Origin of the sequence: Aeromicrobium sp. Leaf289 (assembly GCF_001423335.1) — a bacterium.
GTDB lineage: Bacteria > Actinomycetota > Actinomycetes > Propionibacteriales > Nocardioidaceae > Aeromicrobium.
Genome location: NZ_LMNK01000004.1, coordinates 109,205 through 128,946, shown reverse-complemented (window position 1 = coordinate 128,946; position 19,742 = coordinate 109,205). Strand labels below are relative to the sequence as shown.

The window sequence follows — 19,742 nt, the reverse complement described above, 5'->3', positions numbered from 1 at the left end:
TCAGGTGCGCGACGCGGACGGCGGGGTGCGACGTGCGACCCGCGAGCCCGACACGATCTCGTGCAGCCCGCGCTGGTCCTCGTTCTGGATGAGCGCAGGGACCACGAGGCACAGCAGCGCGGTGCGCAGCGCTGCCCTCGGCACCCCGATGGGGCGGCCGTCGGGGCCGACGACGCCGATGCTCATGATCCGCTTGCCGATCGAGAAGCCGAGCGTGCCGGTGAGCAGCGTGACCTCGAGGAAGAACACGCCGAGCGTGTAGAACGAGCTGACCGCTCCCTCCCCCGCGAGCGGCGTGCGGGTGACGGCCACGACGCTCAGCGTCGCGACGGCCCAGTCGATGAGGAGCGAGACCAGGCGGCGGCCGAACGAGACGTCGTACACGTCGCTGAGCCTATCGGCCCGGCCCGAGCCACTGAGGCCGTCACCGCTGGTTCACGTGTCACAGGGACTTGTAACATGCCGGAAACAATGGAGTGACGACCGGGAAACTGCCGCTGCCTAGCGTCGGTGACGCGGACGCCGAGGCGCCGCTCCCGCCACATCGACGATCTGGCCACCCACGCGTGGCCGAGGAGGCCCCATGTTCGGCAATGCCGACGAGTTCTTCAAGTACGTCAAGGACGAAGGCGTCGAGTACCTCGACGTCCGCTTCACCGACCTGCCCGGCATCCAGCAGCAGGTGACGCTGCCGGCGTGGACGTTCGACGCCGACGCCGCCGAGAACGGTGTGGCCTTCGACGGCTCGTCGATCCGCGGCTTCCAGAGCATCGACCAGTCCGACATGGTGCTGTTCCCCGACTTCGGCACGGCCTACCTCGACCCGTTCAAGGCACGCAAGACGCTCGCGATGGAGTTCTTCGTCCACGACCCGATCACGGGCGAGGCGTACTCGCGCGACCCCCGCAACATCGCCCGCAAGGCCGAGGCGTACCTGGCCACCACGGGCATCGGCGACACCGCCTTCTTCGCCCCCGAGGCCGAGTTCTACATCTTCGACCGCGTCAACTTCGGCACGAGCGCCAACAAGTCGTTCTACGAGATCACGTCGCTGGAGTCGGCCTGGTCGACCGGTGGGGACCTGACGGACAACCGTGGCTACAAGGTCCGCTACAAGGGCGGATACTTCCCCGTCGCGCCGACCGACCAGACGGCCGACCTGCGCAACGACATGATGTCCAACCTCGCCGACGCGGGCCTCGTCCTCGAGCGTGGCCACCACGAGGTCGGGACCGCCGGCCAGGGCGAGATCAACTACAAGTTCGACACGCTGCTCAAGGCAGCCGATGACGTCATGAAGTTCAAATACATCGTCCGCAACACGGCCTGGGCCGCGGACAAGACGGTGACCTTCATGCCGAAGCCGATCTTCGGCGACAACGGCTCGGGCATGCACGTGCACCAGTCGATCTGGAAGGACGGCTCGCCGCTGTTCTACGACGAGGCCGGCTACGGCGGACTGTCGGACCTGGCGCGCCACTACATCGGCGGCATCCTGAAGCACGCCCCGTCGTTGCTGGCGTTCACCAACCCCTCGGTGAACAGCTACCACCGTCTGGTCCCGGGCTTCGAGGCCCCGATCGCGCTGGTCTACTCGGCCCGCAACCGTTCGGCCTGCGTCCGCATCCCGATCACCGGCTCGAACCCGAAGGCCAAGCGCATCGAGTTCCGCTGCCCCGACCCGTCGAGCAACCCGTACCTGGCGTTCTCGGCCCTGATGATGGCCGGCATCGACGGCATCAAGAACAAGATCGAGCCGCCGGCCCCGATCGACAAGAACATCTACGAGCTGCCGCCGGAGGAGTACAACGAGATCGACATGGTCCCGACGTCGCTCAACGCGGTGCTCGACAACCTGGAGCAGGACCACGAGTTCCTGACCCAGGGCGACGTGTTCACGCCCGACCTCATCGAGACGTGGATCGACTACAAGCGCACCGAGGAGATCCTCCCGGTCCAGCTGCGTCCGCACCCGCACGAGTTCGAGCTGTACTACGACATCTGATCGAGGGGGTGGCTGAGCACGACTGAGCCCCTCTTCGGCGGACGACAACGACCCCTGCCCGTGGCGCGAGCACGCATCGGGCAGGGGTTGTTGTTTTTCGTCAGGCGCATCACGTTTCAGAGCGATGGGGCGTTTCGCCGCGATAGGGGCGCTTCGGTACTCAGGGGCAAGCCCGTTCCGAGCGATCAGCCTTCAACGCGGGAGTTTGACGGGTCTATGTCGAGGTGGCGTCATCGGGGCAAGGATCTCCGAATACCGCGAGCGCATCGATGTAGCGACCACCGATGTGGATGCTTGCGACCTGGTCGTACTTCCACCTGTCGATCTCGTCGTCCCAGGTGCCGTCGGGATGAACGAAGCGGTGATGGGCGCGCCGCTTACCGGCCTTCAGCAGCCGGCCGATCATGAGTTGCTCCTCCCCCTCGTCGCCGAGAGCCAATGCGCTCAACGGGTGGAGGGCCGCAGCGATGAGTACGAGCTCGCGTGTCGTCACGTCGCTCGGGCAGTCGAAGACCGCTCGCGGTGCGCCAAGACTGGCGAGCGCACGGTCGAGGTAGTCGCTGTGGGCGTCGCGTACCGAAGAGATGTCTCGGAGCCGCATCAGGACGACACCGTCGAGATGGACCCCGTCGGCGAGGACGTGCATCGCCACCCACTCATCAGTCAGAGCCAGGGCGTAGCCCTCGGTGCGTTCACCGTCGTAGACGTCGCGCTCCACACGGACGATGCGAGAGATCCCAACCGAGCGCTTGAGGCGCTTGAGGACTTTCTGTGGCTTCACCTTGGCAAGTATCCCCGCGGGCCACGCACGAGCACGCCGCGCAGGCCGCCGCGAAGGAGCGAACTTCGACCGACGGTCGCAGGAGCGCGTTCGAGAAGCACGATCGAGACGCCTGAGAGGGTGCACCGTGGGGCACACACCTCTATGTCTGCGATCCCGCCCTTTGCGAACACCTGCGGACCTACGTCCCGCCGCCCCACCCGCATGACGTCCGACGGGTTCTAGAGTTTCGCCCCAGACCTTCGATTCGCGTGTCACGCTGCGTCGGTGTCTTCCTCCTCGAGCAAGCCGTGGCGACGCAGCTGGAAGTTCTGGGTTGTCGTCGTCGTGGTGCTGGTCGGAATCGGGAACTTGCCCGGCCCGGACGGGAGCGACGAGCCGGCGACGGCTGCGAGCGACACTTCCGTGACTCCGACGCCCGTTGCCGACGAAGCGACGGCAAGCGCCGAGCCGGAACCGGAGCCCGAGCTTCTGTTCGTGACCGACCTGAAGGACGGCGACTCCTGGGACGCGTCCGACGGCAACGAGTACCGAGTGGGCCTGATCGACACGCCGGAACGTGGTGAGACCTGTTCCAAGGAGGCTGCACAGTTCAGCCGCGATTTCATGGCCTCCGGCTTCACCGTCGACGCGTACTCCACCGACACGTACGACCGCGTCGTGGCCGAGGTGTTCGACGCCGACGGGGACTCCCTCAACGTCGCACTCGCCAAGAGCGGACTGGCCGGGGACCGCTACCTCGAGGAGTTCCGGCACGAGAACCGCGAGCTCGCCGGCCGCATCGACACCGCCCTTGCGTCGGCGGCCTCGCCCAACTGCCGGTCCACGGCACCTCGCGGCTTCGCCAACACGGAACCGAAGAAGGCGAAGCCCAAGCCGAAGCCAAAGGCACCGAAGAAGAACTGCGCAGCGGGCTACTCCCCCTGCCTGCCTGTCGTGACAGATCTCAACTGTCCTGAGATCCCGGGACCGGTCACGGTCACTGGGGGCGACCAGTACGGTCTCGACCGCGACGGTGACGGCATCGGCTGCGACTGAGCGCTTCCGCATCGCCGACGCCACGCGGACCCCGGGCCGCTGCTCCACAGGACGGCCCGGTTGAACGGCTCGTCATGACAGAACCATTCGTTCTGCCATCGCGTCACGTCTCGCCATGCCGCCCGTCTCATACCCGTCAGAACGTCAATGGGGGGAACGAAGATGTGGGACGAGAACTGGGCGACGCGTGCCGCCTGCACGGCGACGGACGATCTGTTCGTCAAGGGCGCCGAGCAGAACGTCGCCAAGCGGATCTGCAACGGGTGCGACGTGAAGGCGGCGTGCCTGGCTGAGGCGCTCGACAACCGCATCGAGTGGGGCGTCTGGGGAGGCGCCACGGAGCGCGAGCGGCGGCAGATGCTGCGCCGGCGGCCTGACGTGACGGCGTGGCGCGACCTCCTGCGGCTCGCTGCCTAGTTCGTCGGCACAGGCTGCACGTCGTCGATTCGTTCGAGCCGAGCCGAGACCGGCGCACTGTCAGGCGGAGATCTCCCCCGACCGCCCCAGGCGGGCACGGTCGGCCGCTCTCATGCCGCGAACCACGGAGCCGACGTCGCGGACCTGCGATCCGCCGCGCCAGGTGCCGCGGACGCCGTGCTGGCGGAGCATGTAGCCGTAGTAGTCCTCGACCTCGACATCCTTCGAGATGAGCGCCGGAACCTTGGCGAGCGAGACCTCGCCGGTGGCGTCGTCGACGCGCTCCGTGGCGGCACCCGCCTCGAGCTGAGCACGGGACTGCGCTTCGTGCAGGCGCTCGCCGATGCGTTCCGTCCAGCCAGCGTAGAAGGCCGCGCGGGCGGTGCTGCCGTGCACCGGCTTGTGGGCGCCGGAGCGGAGGTAGGCGTCGCCGTCGGTGACCATTTGGATGACGAGCGAGGCGTAGAGCGTCTTGGCCACCTCGATGTCGGTCGCGAAGCCGAACAGGGTGACGCCGGTGTTGTCGCCGCGGATCGTGCAGCGCAGGTCGTTGGCGCGGGACACCGCGATCATCAGGCTCACGTACCGGACGTTCGAGCGCTGACCGCTGTGCCCGAGGCGCACCGTCTCGAAGGTCGGCTGCGCCGCCGCCTCACCCTCGCGGGCCCCGGCGCGCGCGAGCGTCAGCTCGATCGAGTGCGTGGTGGCCAGCTCCTGGGCCTTCGCCAGGAAGGCGTCGCGCTCGGCCTCGGTGGAGGCGCCCTCGGCATGACGCAGCAGCTTGCCGACCCTGGCGACCATGCCGTCGTCGACGGCCTCGGGTCGGTCGACGCCGACCTCGGTGTACGCGGCACGCAGCATGGCCGCGACCTCGCTCCACCCGAGGTCCTCGAGCAGCTGCACGAACGTGGCGCGGAACCCGGCTCCGTGCTCGTCGATGATCGCGCCGTCGAGGCCGGTGTTGAGGTGGTGCGCCAACTCGTGCGCCACGACCAGGCCGCGCAGCGCCCAAGCTCCCCCGCGCTCGCGCTGCGGCAGCCAGATGGTGCCGTCGCGGTACGACGCGCGTCCCTTGCCCGAGTGCGCGACGACGCGCACCTCCTTGGACTCGCGTCCGCGGTAGGCAGTACCGAACTGCTTCGTCTGGCTCCGCAGCCGTTCGAGCGCAGCGTCGACGAACCGCTGCACCTCCGACGGGCGCGTGAACCGCGGTTCGGGCTCGGGCGTGAACGTGACCCACCGGGCCCCGCCACCACGGTTCAGCCGGACCTGCACGGTGCCGTCGTCGGGCGAGACGGCGTCGAGCCACTCGGCCACGAGGTCTTCGGCGGCGTAGGTGCCGGCCTGGTCTGGATCGCTCACGTCCTGCACGGTGCCAGACGGTACCGACAGGCGAGAAACGTCCGTGCACAGCCGGACGGCACCCCGCGGCCGCGCTCCGCGGGACCCTTCCCCGACCCGAGCGCGACGTACGCTGCCCCATGGGCACCCTGACGTTCACCGCCACCATGTCCGTCGACGGATACGTGGCCGACGCCGACGGCGACTTCCAGTGGGCCGGACCGGGCGACGCCGTGTTCGCCGCGCACATCGAACGGTTGTCCCAGGTGTCCACCGAGGTGCACGGACGCAAGACCCACCTGCTCATGGCGTACTGGGACGCCGAGCCGGAGCCCGGCGCGTGGGGCCCTGCCGAGCACGAGTGGGCCAGGCTGTGGGCGGCGACCGAGAAGATCGTCGCGTCGTCCACGTTGTCGCAGGACGACCTCTCGAAGGGTGCGCGCCTCGTGCCGCACCTCGAGCTCGACGAGCTGGAGCAGATCGTGCGCGACGCACCCGGCGACGTCGAGATCTTCGGCCCCACCACCGCAGCACCGGCCATCCGCGCCGGCCTCGTGGACGAGTTCCGCCTCTACATCGTGCCGAAGGTCGTGGGGAGCGGCCTCCGGGCCTTCCCCGACGACGCGAACCTCGACCTCGAGCTCGTCGACGAGGGACGGCTCGACGCAGTCACGTACCTGCGCCTGCGCCGCCGCTGAGCCCGACCCACGTCGACGCTCGGCACCGCGAGACCGGTGCGTGCCGAAACCACATCGCAACCGCCGGGACCTGGACGCTGTCCGTGCCGTGTGGTGAGGTGAACAGGCCGGTCTCTGCGTCGCGTTCTCGCGGCCGCCGGCAGTTCCTAGGGGGGACAACACGTGAACACAGGTATGTCTCGAGCCCGACGCGGGCTCACCATCGGGGCCGTCACTCTGGCCCTCGGGGTCGTCGCCACCACGCTCACCAGCGCCGGCGCCGCCACCACCGCCCCATCCAATCGCGCACCGTCCACGCCCGTGCCGATCGCCACGCCCGAGGGCCAGGTCAGCAGCTACGTGGTCAACGCCAAGAAGGCGAACGCCACCGGCACCGCCGACGCGCGCGCCATCGTGAAGAAGGCCGGCGGCACGGTCATCCAGCAGTGGCCGCAGATCGGCGTGATCGTCGCGCACTCGACCCACGCCGACTTCCGCGCCGACGTCTACCGTCTCGGCCGCAAGAGCGTCGCGTCGGTCGGCGCCACCCGCACCGTCCCGGTCAGCGAGCGCACCGGGGCCACCACGCTGCGCAAGAGCCAGGGCGTGGTCAAGGAGGAGTTCGCCAACACCGCCGACGAGTACGTGAAGCCCGACCCGCGCGAGGGCGAGCAGTGGGACATGGCGCACATCAAGGCCGACCACGCCCACGAGATCACCGACGGGTCGAAGAAGGTGCTGGTCGGCGTGCTCGACAGCGGCATCGACGCCGACCACCCCGACCTGGCCGCGAACATCGACGTCAAGAACTCGGTCAACTGCACCGACGCCGGCACGGTCGACCGCTCGGCCACCGGCTGGCAGCCGACCACCAGCGACCACGGCACCCACGTGGCCGGCACCATCGGCGCCGACCGCAACGGCGTCGGCATCACCGGCGTCGCGCCGAACGTGCGCATGGCCTCGGTCAAGGTCGTCAACGACGACGGGTTCATCTACCCCGAGTACGCCATCTGCGGCTTCATGTGGGCCGGCCTCAAGGGCATGGACGTCACCAACAACAGCTACTACATCGACCCGTTCGAGTACTGGTGCAAGGACCAGGCCGACCAGGGCGCCGTGCTCGACGCCGTCGGCCGTGCCGTGAAGTGGTCGACCAAGCAGGGCGCGCTGCACGTCGCGGCCGCCGGAAACTCCGGCACCGACCTGACGAACAACACGACCAACGACACCAGCCCGAACGACAGCACGCCGATCGAGCGCACCATCAACAACGGGTGCCTCGACATCCCGACCGAGCTGCCCGACGTCGTCACCGTCTCGTCGTACGCGCGGATCGGTGCGACCAACGAGACCCAGCTGTCGTACTTCTCCAACCGCGGTCTGAACATCATCGACGTCGCGGCTCCCGGCTCGTCGATCCTGTCGACGATCGTGAAGGACAACGGCTACGGCCTCAAGAGCGGCACGTCGATGGCGTCGCCGCACGTGGCGGGCGTGGCGGCGCTGATGAAGTCGCAGCACCCGACCTGGGGTCCGAAGAAGATGCTGAAGCAGCTGGCCAAGCAGGCCGACCAGCGGCCCTGCGCGCCGGAGCAGGCGGTCGGTGCCGGCGGAGCCCCGTGCAAGGGGTCGGCGGCGAACAACAGCTATGCCGGCAACGGCATGGTCGACGCGCTCGACGCCGTCCGGTAGCACCCGCCTGACGGACTGCACCACCTGACGGAGCGGTCCCGAGCCACGCGCTAGGGGCCGCTCCGTGTCGTTCCACCCGCGGAGCACCCGTCCGCTGCCATGCTGGGCCGGTGAGCTCCGCCCCCTCCCGCGCCGGCCGGCTGGTCTGGGGCGTCGGCATCCTCGCCCTCGTGTGGCTGGCCGTCTCGGAGCTGGGCATCACGTCCGACGACGGCGGCGCCGCGAAGCCCCCGACCACCAGCACGAGCACGACCGGGCGCCTCACGGTGACCGATCTCAAGGACGGCGACTCCTTCGACGCCTCCGACGGCCGCGAGTACCGGCTCGGCATGGTGAACACCCCCGAGCCCGACGAGCGGTGCTTCGACGAGGCCGAGGCCTTCACCCGGGACTTCCTGGCCGGCGGCTTCACGGCCGACGCCTACGACGAGGACGACTACGGGCGGGTCGTGGCCGAGGTCCTTGACGGCGAGGGGCGCTCCCTCAACGTCGCCCTCGCCCGGAGCGGCCTCGCGGACGACCGCTACCTGGACCCGTTCCGGGGCGACCACCCCGACCTCGCCGATCGCCTCGACGACGCGTTCGCCTCGGCGAAGAAGCCGGCCTGCCGCTGACGTGTCAGCCGATGCGCTCGGTCAGGGACACGATGATCCCCTCGGGCCCGCGGACGTAGGCCATGAGCCACGTGCCCTCGTGCTCGCCGACCTCGCCCACGAGCTCGTGACCGTCGGCCAGCAGCCGCTCCACCGTGGCGCGGAGGTCGGTGATCTCCAGGCACACCGCCCGCAGGCCCACGACGTTCGGCGCTGCGGCGTCGGCGGCCACCGTGCCGGGTCGGTCGTAGCGCGAGACCTCCAGCGCTCCCCCGCCGCCCGGCGGTCGCAGCCAGACGGTCTCGGTGCTCGCGTCCTCCATCCCGACGACGGTGTCGAGGAACTCCCCCTCGATCGTCATCCGGGCGTCCAGCTCCAGCCCGAGACCGGTGAAGAAGGCGATCGTCGCGTCGAGGTCGGCGACGGTCACGTTGACGTGGTCGAGGCGAGGCAGCTGCGTCATGGGTCCATCCACCTCCGCGTGCGCCCGGATGTCAACCGTCCTCGGCCGGTGCACGATGGACGCATGGCACCCGCGCTCGCGTCCGTGTACGCCGCCTGGACCGACCACCTCGACGGCCTGGAGCCGGAGCAGCTCGGTCGGCCGTCGCGGGCAAGCGCATGGACCGTGAAGGAGCTGCTGCTCCACCAGCTCCTCGACGCCCGCCGCGCGCTGGTCGCGCTCGCCACGCCCGCGCACGTCGACCCGGACGTCGACGCGGTCACCTACTGGCGGTCGTTCCACCCGGACGAGGGAGACGGTGGGGCCTCCCACGCCCGCTTCGTGGTCGCGTGCGCCGCGGCCTACGACCAGGAACAGCTGGTCGAGGAGTGGCGCGGCACGTCGGCGGCCGTCGTGCAAGCGGCGTCGAGCCCGACGTCGGCACTGGTCAGCACGCAAGGACATTCCCTGACGGTCGAGAACCTGTGCTCGACGCTCGTCGTCGAGGCCACCGTGCACCTGCTCGACGCGCACGGCACTCCCCCGGCCGACGCACTGGAGCACACCGTGCGGGTGCTCGCGAAGCTCCGTGGACGCCCTCTGCCGGCCGACGGCGCGGACGAGGTGCTCCGCGCCACCGGACGTCTGCCCAGCGACGAGCCCGACTACCCCCTCCTGGGGTAGCTCAAGGCTCGATCACGAGCGAGGCGATCCGACCGGCGGCGTCGAGGACGAAGCGGAAGTGCAGGTCCACGACGCCTCCTGGGAAGTCGCCCTCGAGGTGGTGCACGACGTCGTAGCGATCGGTGCCCGCGCTCGCGGCGCCCGTGACCTCGGTCGTGTAGGTGTACTCGCTCTCCGCCTTGCCGAGCCACGCGCGCAGCTGGGCGAGCCCGGTGTGGGTGTGGCCCTCGTCGGTCACGGTCGCGTCCTCGGCGAAGCACGACAGCTCGGTCTCGCGGTCGTGGGCCTGGTGGGCCGTGACGAAGGTGCGCACAGCACTCGGCAGTGCGTCGAGGGACAGGGTGACGGTCTGGTTCTCGTAGGTGCTCATGGCACGACCGTGGACCCTCTCCCTGCTGGAGGGTCAAGCACTGGACCCTCCAGCAGGGAGAGGGTGCAGAGTGTGAGCATGAGCAGCGCCATGACGATCGGCGACTTCGCCGCCCTGACTCACCTGTCGATCCGTACGCTGCGCCACTACCACCAGGCCGGCGTGCTCGAGCCGGCCGAGGTGGACGCCTCCAGCGGGTACCGCCGCTACACCCACGAGCAGATCGCCACGGCGCGCGTCATCCACCGTCTGCGCGAGCTCGACCTTCCGCTCCCCCAGGTGAAGACGGTCATGGCCACCGACGACCCGGCGCAGCGGTCGTCGATCATCGCCGAGCACCTCCAGCGGCTCGAAGCCGAGCTCGCGCGGACCCGGTCGGCCGTCACCGCCCTGCACCGGCTGCTGCAGCCCGACCCCGATCCCGTGGTCGAGCTGCGCACCCTGCCGTCGCGGTCGGTCGCCGCGGTACGCGCGACCGTTGACCACGACGACGTCCTCGACTGGTACGACGCTGCCGTCGCGGTCCTCGACGCCGCCGTGGAGCCTGCGTCACGTCGAGGCCCGCTGTCGGGCCGGTACGCCAACGCACTCTTCGCCGACGGCACGGGTTCGGTCAGTCTCGAGTACACGGTCGACCACGACGCCCGGGTCAACCCCGTGGCGGGCGTGGAGGTTCTCGACCTCCCGGCCGTCGAGCTGGCCGTGGTCGTGCACGAGGGTGACCACGGGACCATCGACGAGTCCTACGCCCGGCTGGGCTCCTGGGTCGGCGAGCACGTCCTCACCATCGGCGACGTCGTGCACGAGACGTACCTGGTCGGCCCGCGCGACACGTCCGAACCGACTGCCTGGCGCACCGAGATCGGCTGGCCCGTGCTGCGCCTGTCGTCCCTGAGCACCGACTGACCGCGGCGTCCCGAACGGTCAGGGCCTGCCCTGGCCCTTGCCCTTCCCACCGGCCGTCGTGTCCGCCTGCTCGGCGGTCTCCTCGATCGGCTCGACGGTCTCGGACGGCTCCTCGTCCTTCGGCTTCGCCGGCTTCTCCTCCTTGGGCTCCTTCTTCTCCTCGCCCTTCGGCTCCTCGGGCTTCTTGTCCCTGGGCTCGGCCGGGTCCTCCCCGCCGGACGTGCCCGACCCGGAGCCCGACGAGACCGACAACGTGACGGTCGCGCCCACCTCCTGGCGACCCGTGCGGTCGAGCGCCAACACCGTGCCCGCCGGCTCAGCCGACGCGACCGGGGAGGTCTTCACGTCGAAGCCGAGCTTCTCGAGCGCGTCGGTGGCGTCGTCGACCGACGTGCCCACCAGGTCGTCGGGCACCGAGACGAAGCCGGAGGCCACCTCGAGGGTGACCACGTCACCGTCGGCGAGCGGCCCACCGGCGCGAGGACTCTGCGCGGCCACGACGCCCTTCTCGACGTCCGGGGCGTCGACCTCCGTGATGCGCACTCGCCCGCCAGCGTCCTCGACCTCGTCGGTGGCGTCGTCGACCGACCGGCCGACGACGTCGGGCACGGTGGGGTCGTCCCCACCGAACACGCCGCCGAACAGCCCGCCGCTCATGCCGATCAGCAGCGCGACGACGGCCAGGGCGGCCACACCGGCGAACATCCGTGTCCGGGTGGCACCGCGCCGTCGCTCGTCGTCCTGCGCCGGCACCTGCGTGGTCGCCGACGCCGCCCCGGCAGCCGCCAGCGGTGCGGGCGAGACGACGGTCGCCGGACCGGTGTGCGCGACCGTCATCGGGCCGGTCGGCGCGTCGGTCAGCGCGGGGATCACCGACGTCGCTCCGCCGGTGCTGCGCTCCACGGTGTCGCGAACCTGTGCAGCGGTCGGGCGCAGCGCAGGATCCTTGGCCGTCATCGCCACGACCAGGCGCGCCAGCTCGTCCGGCACCGACGCGGGCAGCGCCGGGAGCTCCTCGCTCACCTGGGCCAGCGCTGCGGCCACGGACGTCTCGCGGCGGAACGGCGACGTGCCGGTGAGGCACTGGTAGGCGACCAGACCGAGCGAGTAGACGTCGGACGCGCCCGTGGCGGTCTGTCCGCGTGCCTGCTCCGGGCTGATGTACTCGACCGTCCCGAGCACGGCACCGGTCTCGGTGAGCGGCTCCGGCGCCACCCCCAGGGCGATGCCGAAGTCCACGAGCACCGGCCGCGAGTCGGTGGACAGCACGATGTTGGCGGGCTTGACGTCGCGGTGCACCACTCCGGCCTCGTGCGCCGCGGCGAGCGCGTCGCCGACACCACCGAGGAGCCGCTCGACGGGCTCGACGCCCAGCGCACCGCGCCGTCGCAGCACGTCCGACAGCGGGACGCCCTCGACGAGCTGCATGACGATGAAGGGGTCGCCGTCGGGGCTCGCGTCGTCCTCGCCGACGTCGTGGACCGTCGCGATGCCGGGGTGGTTCAGCAGGCCCGACGTCCGGGCCTCCGCCATGAATCTCGCCCGAGCGGCGTCGTCGCCGACGCGGTCGCCACGCAGGACCTTGACGGCCACGTCGCGACCGAGGCGCAGGTCGCGGGCGCGGTAGACCTGACCCATGCCGCCGGAGCCCAGCACCTCGCCCAGCTCGTAGCGGTCGTTCAAGCGTTCGGCCATCAGGCCAGGTTAGGACAGCCCGCCGGGGTGCGCCTCTGGGAAGAGCGTCCCGGTTCGCCTCGTTTCGAGTCGTCGGGCGGCTCGGCCGGTGGCACGCTGGTCGCGTGCCCTCGCTCCCCCCGTTGCCGCCGGTCGACAACACCGACGCGGTCGTGGCGTGGGTGGCCGAGCACCTCGGCAGCCTGACGCTCGAGGGACCCGACGCCGTCCGCCCCGGCGGGCACCGCGGCGGGCAGACCGCGGCCGACACCGCCCTCGCCGGCCTCGACGTCGCGGGCTACGCGCGTTCGCGCTCGACCGTGCTGCCGAAGTCTCGGCGGGGCGCCAGCCGGCTCTCGCCGTACATCACCCACGGCCTGCTGGACCTGCCGACGATGTGGGACGCCGTGGCTGACGCTCCCGCGGCGGACCGCCGCCGCTACCGCGACGAGCTGCTCTGGCAGGAGTACGCCCGCCATGTCTACGCCCGGCTCGGACCCGCCATGCGCGAGCCCTTGCGCCGGGAGCCGCCGCACTCCGACGTCGACCCCGACTGGGACGAGCAGATGGCCTGCATCGACTGGGTGCAGACGTCGCTGGAGACCGACGGCTGGCTCGTGAACCAGACGCGCATGTGGTTCGCCTCCCACTGGACCGTCCGGCACGGACGCGACTGGCGTGCGGGCGAGGACCACTTCTACCGGCACCTGCTCGACGGTTCGCGCGCCGCCAACCGGCTCGGCTGGCAGTGGACCGTCGGCGCGGGCACCGGAAAGCCCTACGGCTTCAGCCGCTGGCAGGTCGAGAAGAGAGCCCCCGAGCTGTGCCGGGGGTGCGCCCTCCGCGACGCGTGTCCGATCCAGGGGTGGCCGGACGCCACGCCCGGGCCCGATGTCGAGCACGCCCCGGTCCGCGTCGGGCACGCCGCCGGCGCACCTGGCCCGGGTCCGGACTCACCAGTGGTCGAGGGAACGCCCGAGGCCGTCTGGCTCACGCCCGAGTCGCTCGGCGACGCCGACCCCGCCCTCGTGGCCCAACCCGACCTCCCGGTGGTCTACGTCTTCGACGAGCCGAAGCTGCGCGAGCTGCGCCTGTCCGGCAAGCGGCTCGTGTTCCTCGCCGAGTGCCTGGCCGACCTCGCGTCCCGTCGTGACGTCGAGGTGCGGCTCGGCGACGTCGGCGAGGAGCTGGCCGGCCGACCGCTTGCCGCCACCTTCGCGCCGGTGCCGTGGTTCACGAACCGGGCGGCGCACCTCGACCTCGCCGTGGTCCACCCGTGGCAGTGGCTGGAGCGACCGACCTCGCAACGTCTCACCTCGTACAGCGCCTGGCGCAAGGGAGTCCACCGATGACCACACCACTGGCCGACCTCGGCGCCCACAGCACGGCCCTCGAGGTCGTCGACGGGATCGACCTCACCGGGCGCACCGTCGTCGTGACCGGAGGAGCGTCGGGCATCGGCATCGAGACGGCGCGTGCGCTCGCGTCGGCCGGTGCGTCCGTGACGATCGCGACCCGCGACCTGGCGGCCGCCGAGCGCGCCGCCGCGGACGTCGTCGGCACCACGGGCAACACCCAGGTCCGGGGCGCACACCTCGACCTCACCGACCTCGACTCCGTCGACGCGTTCGTCGCGGCCTGGGAGGGCCCGCTCGACGTGCTCGTGAACAACGCCGGCGTCATGGACACGCCGCACCGCACGACGAAGCACGGCTGGGAGCTCCAGCTCGCGACCAACCACCTCGGCCACTTCGCCCTGACGCTCGGTCTGCACGACGCGCTCGCCGACGCCGACGCGGCCCGGGTGGTCGTCGTCTCCTCCAGCGGCCACGGGTCCTCCCCCGTCGTGCTCGACGACCTGATGTTCGAGCGGCGCGCCTACGACCCAGGACTCGCCTACGGGCAGTCGAAGACGGCCAACGTGCTCTTCGCCGTCGAGCTGACCCGTCGGTGGGCCGACGAGGGGATCACCGCGGACGCCCTCATGCCCGGCGGCATCTGGACGGGCCTGCAGAAGCACTGGGACCCCTCGCACCTGGAGGACCTCAAGCGGCAGACGGCCGGTTCGGGCGTCGTGAAGACCCCCGAGCAGGGCGCGGCGACGTCGGTGCTGCTCGCCGTCCACCCCGAGGTGGTCGGCTCGGGTGGTCGCTACTTCGAGGACTGCCACGAGGCCGAGGTCGTCGACCAGATCGTCGACGGCGTGCACGGCGTCCGGGCCTACGCCCTCGACCCCGACGCGGCCCGCGCTCTCTGGGACCGGTCGGTCGAGCTGCTGGCCGAGGCCGGTCACCCCGTGCGCTGAGCGTCGAAGGGCTCTCGCCGGCTGGGGCGTCGTCGTGGCCGGGGTCTCGACTGCTGCTGCGTCGCTCGGCTGGACCACCGCTTGCTGCGGAGCTCCCTCGGCTGGGTCTTGGCCTACGGCTGCGTCACCGTGGCTACGAGTGGGAGCGGTCTCCGAAAGGGCCTCGACCGGCGGACGGGTCCGGGCTCGGGCGAGCACTCGGAGCGCGGCTCGGGGGTCGCAAGGTTCTGCGTTCGTGGGTGATGGGTCGAAGGATGCTGCGTTCGCTACGGGATCCCGTCGTGAACGCAGCATCGTTCGGGTCTCTGCACGCGAAGGCAGAATCCTGCGTCGGCCGGGCCGCGTCGTGCGGTGGGTGGGTGGGCAGAGATTCTCCCTTCTCGTGGACCGTTCCACGCAGAAAGAGAATCCTTGCTCCGGTCGAGGCCTTTCGGAGACCACACCCACTCGGACTCACAGCGACGCAGCAGCACGTGAAAGGACGGCCGGAGCGTCACAGCAGCACCTCAGAGCCGGACCGAGCAGCGCAGCGGCGAGCGAAGGGCCAGCCGCCTCAGAACGCTGGGTGATTCCCAGGTCGACCTGGGAATCACCCACCGCCGTCAGGCGGGGGCGAGGCGGAGCAGGCGGCCGGAGCCCTCGTCCTCCAGGATCCAGATGGAGCCGTCGGGGGCCTGCTCGACGGCGCGGACGCGCTCGCCGTCCCAGAGCGTCTCGTCGTCGCCCGCGGTGGTGCCGTCGACGTCGACCCGCACGAGCGCCTCGCCGGACAGCGCGCCGAGGAACGCGTCGCCCGTCCACTCCGGGAACAGGTCGCCGGTGTAGATCATCAGGCTGCCCGGGGAGATCGACGGCGTCCAGCCGGTCTTCGGCGCCTCGAAGCCGTCGCCGTCGGCGTGGTCGGGGATCTCGCCACCGCCGTAGTCGCTGCCGTTCGACGCCTCGGGCCAGCCGTAGTTGGCGCCCTTCTCGATCACGTTCAGCTCGTCGCCGCCCTCGGGACCCATCTCGCTGGACCAGAGGGTGCCGTCCGGAGCGAACTCAAGGCCCAGCGGGTTGCGGTGCCCGTAGCTCCAGATCTCGGCCGAGGCGCCGCCCTCGTCGGCCAGCGGGTTGCCCTCGGCCGGCTCGCCGTCGAGCGTGAGCCGCACGATCGTGCCCAGTGTGTTCGACGTGTCTTGCGCCGGCGTCTTCTTCTGCCGGTCACCCGACGACACGAACAGGTGCTCGCCGTCGGGGTCCACGGCGATGCGGTGCGAGAAGTGCCCGTTGCCCGAGACCTTGGGCGTCTGGCGCCAGATGACCTCGAGGTCGGCCAGCGACGCCTCGTCGCCGGACGTCTCGAGCGTCGCGCGGCCGACGACGGCGCCACTGCCTCCGGAGCCGGGCTCCACCCAGCTGAGGAACACCTGCTGGTCGTCCTCGAAGGTCGGCCCGGCGACCACGTCGCCCAGACCGCCTTGGCCCGCCACCGCGACGTCGGGCACGCCGTCGACCTCGACGCGGTCGCCGGTCTCGGCGTCGCGCAGGTGCAGGGTGCCGGTGCGCTCGGTCACGAGCAGGTCACCACTGCCGGGCAGGAACGTCATGGCCCACGGGGCGTCGAAGGCGTCGATCTCCTCCACCTTGAACGGCGGGTTGCCGCTCGCGCTCGACGCCGACGTCGAGCCGGGCGTGGCCTCCGCGTCGTCGCTGCGGTCGGTGTCGCTGGAGCAGCCCGCCACGAGCACGGCCGCCAGTCCCAGTCCGAGAAGCCTCATGCCTCGAGTCTCGCCGACCCCGCCAAGGTCCGCAGGTCTGCGCGACCTCGCAGCGGATGCCGCGATCGTCCGATGGTGCGACGGTGGAGACATGACCGCTGAGCAGCAGGACCGTCCCGCCGACCGCCACCGTCGACCCGACGGCGTCACCGACGCCACGGTCGAGGCGCTAGGGAAGCTGAGCGAGGCGCTCGAGGCCGTCGAGGAGGCCCGTGGCTCGCTGTACGCGTTCCACCGCCTGTCCGGACATGCGGACCTTCAGGCCGGCGAGGCGGCCGACATGCTGCGCGAGGCCGGTCACGCCGAGCTGGCCGACCGGGTCGAGACCGAGCTCATCGGCCGCAACGTCATCGAGGGCCGGTGGACCTTCCAGCTCGTGGAGGAGTACGACGAGGGCTACTACGCCACCTTCCGCGACCTCGAGCGTGCCGCCCGCGACGACCTCGCGGAGGGCAAGCCGCACCTCTTCGAGGCCGAGATGAAGGAGGACCGGCGCACGCGCGGCCGGCGTCACCACGAGGCGAGCCCCGACTGACCAGCCCCACTGACCAGCCGCGACGCTCAGGCGGCGTCGCGCCGGGCCACGTAGATCGTCGCGGTGGACGTCCCCCCGGTCAGCGGGTTGTCGAACGTGACGACGTGCGCCTCGGCCTCGGCGAACGCCGCGCGCATCACGGCGACGAACTCGGTGTCCGGCGGCTCGTCGGACCACAGCCCGAAGATCCCGCCCGGCGTGAGCATGCGCGCGGCCGCCTGCTGGCCCTCGACGGTGTAGAAGTCACCGTGGTCGGTGCGCAGCACGCGGTCGGGTGCGTGGTCGATGTCGACGAGCAGCACGTCGACCGGCCGCTCGAGCCGTTCGGCACGCACGAGGTCGAAGAAGTCGTCCTGCACCAGGCTGGTGCGGGGGTCCGTGGCGAGACCGCGGGTGTCGTCGAACAGCTCGTCGCGGTGCCAGGAGATGACGGGAGCCAGTGCGTCCACGACGATCAGCTCGGTGACGCGGTCGTCGCGCAGCGCCTCGAAGGCGGTGTAGCCGAGTCCCAGCCCACCGACCAGGACGCGCAGCTCGTCACCGTCGGCGGCGTCGAGGCCCAGGGTCGCGAGCGCCCGCTCGCTGACGGTGAACTGGCTCGACATGAGGTAGTCGTCGCCCAGCTTGACCTCGTGCACGTCGCGCTGGGTGGCGAGGTCGAACCGCCGCCGCAGCACGATGAGGCCCCACGGGGTCTCGGCCCAGTCGAGCTCCTCGAACCTCACCATCGAACCCCTCCTTCGGACGCGTCCCGGCCTGCACCGTAGCGGACGCCAGGCGAGGCGATCGTGCGTCGGCCGCACCCGCACTCACCTCGGTTCTCCCCCACTCGCCCTGGCGCGCACGCCAGGGTGAGTGGCAGGAAACCCAGGTGAGCTCGCGATTCCCATCAGGTGATGGGAATCGCTAGGCCGGAGCCTCGGTCAGTGCTCGCCGCCGAGGTGGCCGGCGAGGCGGCCGTGCCGCTGCCGGCTCGCCTCGTTGAGGCCCTGGATCTCGACGGTCTTGCCCTTGCTGCGGTACTTGTTCTCGATCGCGTCGAGCGCCGCCACCGTGGAGGCGTCCCAGACGTGGGAGTCGGACAGGTCGATGACGATGTTCTTCGGGTCGCCCACGTAGTCGAACTGGTGGACCAGGTCGTTGCTGGAGGCGAAGAAGAGCTGACCCACCACCTTGTACACGCGGGTGTCCTCGTCGGGGTGGGCCACGTCGATCACCTGCGTGAAGTGCGCGACGCGACGGGCGAACATCACCATCGCCACGACCACGCCGACGACGACGCCGATCGCGAGGTTGTGCGTCGCGACCACCACGGCCACGGTCGCGACCATCACGGTGGTCTCGCTCTTCGGCATCCGGCGCAGCGTCCCCGGCTGGATGCTGTGCCAGTCGAACGTGGACACGGCGACGATGATCATGACGGCCACGAGCGCGGCCATCGGGATGATGGCGACCAGGTCGCCCGCGCCGACGACGAGGGCCAGCAGGAAGACGCCCGCCAGGAAGGTCGAGAGGCGCGTCCGCGCCCCCGAGGCCTTCACGTTGATCATCGTCTGGCCGATCATGGCGCAGCCGCCCATGCCGCCGAAGAAGCCGGTGATGACGTTGGCCGCGCCCTGGCCCCAGGCCTCGCGCGACTTGTTCGAGTGCGTGTCGGTGATGTCGTCGACCAGCTTGGCCGTCATGAGCGACTCCATCAGTCCGACGAGTGCCACGGCGAGCGCGTAGGGCGCGATGATCCGCAGCGTCTCCAGGTTCAACGGCACGTCCGGGAAGAACAGCGACGGCAGGCTCTCGGGCAGGTCGCCCTCGTCGCCGACGTCGGGCAGGGTCAGGCTCGCCGCCACCGTGATGCCGGTCAGGACGACGATCGCGACCAGCGGCGCCGGTACCACGCTGGTGATCCGAGGCAGCAGCACCATGATCGCCAGGCCCGTCACGATCATCGGGTAGACGATCCAGGGCACGTCGACCATGTAGGGCACCTGCGCCAAGAAGATGAGGATCGCGAGCGCGTTGACGAACCCGACCATGACCGAGCGAGGGATGAAGCGCATCAGCCTGGCCACGCCGGCGACCGCGAGCAGCACCTGGATGATGCCGGCCAGGATGACCGTGGCGATCAGGTAGTCGAGCCCGTGGTCGCGCATCACCGGTGCGATGACGAGCGCCACCGCACCCGTGGCGGCGGAGATCATGGCGGGTCGCCCGCCGAGGAACGCGATGGAGACGGCCATCGTGAACGAGGCGAACAGCCCCACCCGCGGGTCGACGCCGGCGATGATCGAGAACGAGATCGCCTCGGGGATGAGGGCCAGCGCGACGACGAGGCCGGCCAGGACCTCGGTGCGCAGCAGCTTCGGCGACGACAGCGCCCCACGGACGGTGTGTCGTGCGTCGACCTCAGGGGGACGGACAGCGTCGAGCGCCACGGTGGGCTCCGTTCACGAGCAGGCTCGGACGAGCCGAGCGGAGGAGAGGACTGGGGAGCGCACGAGGCGCGACGGGGGCCGCTGAGC

The 19,742-nt window shown here is 70.6% G+C and carries 20 protein-coding genes; 11 read left to right on the top strand and 9 right to left on the bottom strand.

Features of this window, described 5'->3' with window-relative positions; all coding sequences use genetic code 11:
- Window positions 1-384, bottom strand: a complete 384-nt coding sequence (locus ASF37_RS13185; protein ID WP_055965635.1) for an RDD family protein — start codon at window positions 382-384, stop codon at window positions 1-3.
- Between the two features lie 199 nt (window positions 385-583).
- Here ASF37_RS13185 and glnA point away from each other — a divergent pair, with 199 nt between their 5' ends.
- Complete coding sequence (gene glnA, locus ASF37_RS13180) at window positions 584-2,005, top strand: type I glutamate--ammonia ligase (protein WP_055965632.1); 1,422 nt, start codon at window positions 584-586, stop codon at window positions 2,003-2,005.
- A gap of 214 nt (window positions 2,006-2,219) precedes the next feature.
- Here glnA and ASF37_RS13175 read toward each other — a convergent pair whose 3' ends face one another.
- The gene (locus ASF37_RS13175; protein ID WP_156368208.1) at window positions 2,220-2,786 is read right to left on the bottom strand and encodes a hypothetical protein; all 567 of its coding nucleotides are present in this window, start codon (window positions 2,784-2,786) and stop codon (window positions 2,220-2,222) included.
- Window positions 2,787-3,053: 267 nt separating this feature from the next.
- Here ASF37_RS13175 and ASF37_RS13170 point away from each other — a divergent pair, with 267 nt between their 5' ends.
- Window positions 3,054-3,824, top strand: a complete 771-nt coding sequence (locus ASF37_RS13170; protein ID WP_082506531.1) for a thermonuclease family protein — start codon at window positions 3,054-3,056, stop codon at window positions 3,822-3,824.
- 162 nt (window positions 3,825-3,986) lie between these two features.
- Entirely contained in the window at window positions 3,987-4,241 is a 255-nt protein-coding gene (locus ASF37_RS13165; protein ID WP_056581130.1) for a WhiB family transcriptional regulator, read from the top strand.
- A gap of 60 nt (window positions 4,242-4,301) precedes the next feature.
- Here the strand turns inward: ASF37_RS13165 and ASF37_RS16955 are convergent, their stop codons facing one another.
- Entirely contained in the window at window positions 4,302-5,603 is a 1,302-nt protein-coding gene (locus tag ASF37_RS16955; RefSeq protein WP_156368207.1) for a DUF2786 domain-containing protein, read from the bottom strand.
- A gap of 119 nt (window positions 5,604-5,722) precedes the next feature.
- Between ASF37_RS16955 and ASF37_RS13155 the strand changes: the two genes are divergently transcribed.
- The 3 genes from ASF37_RS13155 (at window position 5,723) to ASF37_RS13145 (ending at window position 8,568) form a co-directional block, all read left to right on the top strand.
- The gene (locus ASF37_RS13155) at window positions 5,723-6,280 is read left to right on the top strand and encodes a dihydrofolate reductase family protein (RefSeq protein ID WP_056581127.1); all 558 of its coding nucleotides are present in this window, start codon (window positions 5,723-5,725) and stop codon (window positions 6,278-6,280) included.
- Window positions 6,281-6,454: 174 nt separating this feature from the next.
- Entirely contained in the window at window positions 6,455-7,954 is a 1,500-nt protein-coding gene (locus ASF37_RS13150) for a S8 family serine peptidase (RefSeq protein ID WP_056581124.1), read from the top strand.
- 110 nt (window positions 7,955-8,064) lie between these two features.
- Window positions 8,065-8,568, top strand: coding sequence for a thermonuclease family protein (locus tag ASF37_RS13145; protein WP_056581122.1), 504 nt, complete (start codon window positions 8,065-8,067; stop codon window positions 8,566-8,568).
- A 4-nt stretch (window positions 8,569-8,572) separates the two neighbouring features.
- Here ASF37_RS13145 and ASF37_RS13140 read toward each other — a convergent pair whose 3' ends face one another.
- Window positions 8,573-9,010: a VOC family protein gene (locus ASF37_RS13140; protein WP_056581118.1), complete on the bottom strand. Its 438-nt coding sequence runs from the start codon at window positions 9,008-9,010 to the stop codon at window positions 8,573-8,575.
- A gap of 63 nt (window positions 9,011-9,073) precedes the next feature.
- Here ASF37_RS13140 and ASF37_RS13135 point away from each other — a divergent pair, with 63 nt between their 5' ends.
- Entirely contained in the window at window positions 9,074-9,673 is a 600-nt protein-coding gene (locus tag ASF37_RS13135; RefSeq protein ID WP_056581116.1) for a maleylpyruvate isomerase N-terminal domain-containing protein, read from the top strand.
- 1 nt (window position 9,674) lies between these two features.
- On the opposite strand, the gene ASF37_RS13130 is transcribed toward ASF37_RS13135, so the two are convergent.
- A complete protein-coding gene (locus tag ASF37_RS13130; RefSeq protein WP_055965617.1) occupies window positions 9,675-10,043 on the bottom strand; it encodes a nuclear transport factor 2 family protein in 369 nt (122 codons plus the stop codon).
- Between the two features lie 78 nt (window positions 10,044-10,121).
- Here ASF37_RS13130 and ASF37_RS13125 point away from each other — a divergent pair, with 78 nt between their 5' ends.
- Window positions 10,122-10,949 carry a MerR family transcriptional regulator gene (locus ASF37_RS13125; protein ID WP_055965615.1) on the top strand — a complete coding sequence of 276 codons (828 nt, stop codon included), beginning with the start codon at window positions 10,122-10,124 and terminating at the stop codon, window positions 10,947-10,949.
- 18 nt (window positions 10,950-10,967) lie between these two features.
- Here the strand turns inward: ASF37_RS13125 and ASF37_RS13120 are convergent, their stop codons facing one another.
- On the bottom strand, window positions 10,968-12,644 hold the full coding sequence (locus ASF37_RS13120; protein ID WP_055965612.1) for a protein kinase: 1,677 nt from the start codon (window positions 12,642-12,644) through the stop codon (window positions 10,968-10,970).
- A gap of 104 nt (window positions 12,645-12,748) precedes the next feature.
- Here ASF37_RS13120 and ASF37_RS13115 point away from each other — a divergent pair, with 104 nt between their 5' ends.
- Together ASF37_RS13115 and ASF37_RS13110 are read left to right on the top strand one after the other, a co-directional pair.
- A complete protein-coding gene (locus ASF37_RS13115; RefSeq protein ID WP_056581112.1) occupies window positions 12,749-13,975 on the top strand; it encodes an FAD-binding domain-containing protein in 1,227 nt (408 codons plus the stop codon).
- Window positions 13,972-14,928, top strand: a complete 957-nt coding sequence (locus ASF37_RS13110; protein ID WP_056581108.1) for an SDR family NAD(P)-dependent oxidoreductase — start codon at window positions 13,972-13,974, stop codon at window positions 14,926-14,928. The genes ASF37_RS13115 and ASF37_RS13110 overlap by 4 nt, the downstream gene beginning before the upstream one ends.
- A 602-nt stretch (window positions 14,929-15,530) precedes the next feature.
- Here ASF37_RS13110 and ASF37_RS13105 read toward each other — a convergent pair.
- Window positions 15,531-16,688: a PQQ-dependent sugar dehydrogenase gene (locus tag ASF37_RS13105; RefSeq protein WP_056581105.1), complete on the bottom strand. Its 1,158-nt coding sequence runs from the start codon at window positions 16,686-16,688 to the stop codon at window positions 15,531-15,533.
- 91 nt (window positions 16,689-16,779) lie between these two features.
- Between ASF37_RS13105 and ASF37_RS13100 the strand changes: the two genes are divergently transcribed.
- Window positions 16,780-17,223: a hypothetical protein gene (locus ASF37_RS13100; protein ID WP_056581103.1), complete on the top strand. Its 444-nt coding sequence runs from the start codon at window positions 16,780-16,782 to the stop codon at window positions 17,221-17,223.
- Between the two features lie 26 nt (window positions 17,224-17,249).
- Here ASF37_RS13100 and ASF37_RS13095 read toward each other — a convergent pair whose 3' ends face one another.
- Window positions 17,250-17,951, bottom strand: a complete 702-nt coding sequence (locus tag ASF37_RS13095) for a spermidine synthase (protein WP_056576255.1) — start codon at window positions 17,949-17,951, stop codon at window positions 17,250-17,252.
- A gap of 195 nt (window positions 17,952-18,146) precedes the next feature.
- Complete coding sequence (locus ASF37_RS13090; protein ID WP_369815238.1) at window positions 18,147-19,595, bottom strand: SulP family inorganic anion transporter; 1,449 nt, start codon at window positions 19,593-19,595, stop codon at window positions 18,147-18,149.
- Window positions 19,596-19,742: the final 147 nt, after the last annotated feature.